Source organism: Psychrobacter sp. 1Y4 (assembly GCF_051847555.1).
Map to the genome: position 1 here is coordinate 1 of NZ_JBPYDE010000111.1, position 1,157 is coordinate 1,157.

The 1,157-nt window shown below is 45.6% G+C and carries 2 protein-coding genes; one reads left to right on the forward strand and one right to left on the reverse strand.

Annotated features, from left to right (window positions below):
• The first annotated feature begins 20 nt into the window (after positions 1-20).
• Positions 21-704, forward strand: coding sequence for an LOG family protein (locus ACS8FC_RS14585; RefSeq protein WP_439297292.1), 684 nt, complete (start codon positions 21-23; stop codon positions 702-704).
• A 138-nt stretch (positions 705-842) separates the two neighbouring features.
• On the opposite strand, the gene ACS8FC_RS14590 is transcribed toward ACS8FC_RS14585, so the two are convergent.
• The gene (locus ACS8FC_RS14590; RefSeq protein WP_439297293.1) at positions 843-1,085 is read right to left on the reverse strand and encodes a hypothetical protein; all 243 of its coding nucleotides are present in this window, start codon (positions 1,083-1,085) and stop codon (positions 843-845) included.
• Positions 1,086-1,157: the final 72 nt, after the last annotated feature.

The following is a 1,157-nucleotide window of genomic DNA, read 5'->3' on the forward strand; positions in this document are numbered from 1 at the left end:
CGATAAATTAAGGAAACTATATGCAAATGAAAATTAACGATGACACTTATGATGTAATCACGAGCAAAGACATCACCAATATAGAAAAAGCCGTGGATAAATCAACACTGACGATGCCGCTAGTGGCCGTATATTGCGGTTCGCGCTTGGGTAATGATGAAGTGTATGAGCAGGCAGCACGCGAGCTTGGCAGTGCGTTGGCAGATAATGGCATGGGACTGGTATATGGCGGTGCTAGCATTGGTCTCATGGGCGCGGTCGCAGATGAGGTCATTAAAGGCGGCGCTGAAGCCGTAGGCGTCATTCCAACCTTTATGCTCAAGCACGAAATCGCTCATGAGCAGCTGACTCGCTTGCATTTGACCGATACCATGCACACGCGTAAGACCGTTATGGCAGAGTACGCCGATGCTTTTATCACGCTACCGGGCGGACTGGGCACACTAGAAGAAATTATGGAAATCGCCACATGGCGTCAGCTGTATCAACACGAAAAGCCAATGATTATTCTAAACATCAATGGTTTTTATGACCGTATGATTGAGCATCTAAAATATACCACCGAGCAAGGGTTTATGAAGCAGCAAGATTTAGATCGTTTGGTGGTGTGCAATACCATCAACGAGGCAATCGAGATGCTACAAACCGTCGTGACCATCAATGATCATGTAGATACAGAAAAAATGGCTGGTAGCAACAGCTAAGCTTTGTAAAATCGAGCAATTAAAAGCAATCACATAAAAAAGGAGCAGATAACCAAATATCGGTTGTCCGCTCCTTTTTTTACATACAGTTTTATATTTATAACACTGAATGTAAACTCTAGAAATGACTAATATCGGCTATACACCAGCGGGTGAGAGATCATCCAGTGCTGCTTCACGAATACTATGATTGACATCTGCCATTGCTATTGGAAATCCACGCTGCTCAGCGAGCACACGTGCAACCTTATCAACAGCCAGACCATCGTTGTGTGTCAGGTACGACCATTCGTGTGCATAGCGGCTACGATTCATTGGTGTATCGTTTTGTATTAATCCCAGCGCCGTCAGCTCAGTGACTATCTGATCAGCGGCGATCAAGGTTGCCTAGCGCATCACCGACGTTACGGAAGGTGGAGGTCGTGCTGCTGTTAGTCCCATCGTCTAAGACAT

Excerpts from the sequence above, each read along its gene's own strand:
- ACS8FC_RS14585 (WP_439297292.1), top strand. The coding sequence starts at position 21 with ATGCAAATGAAAATTAACGATGACACTTATGATGTAATCACGAGCAAA.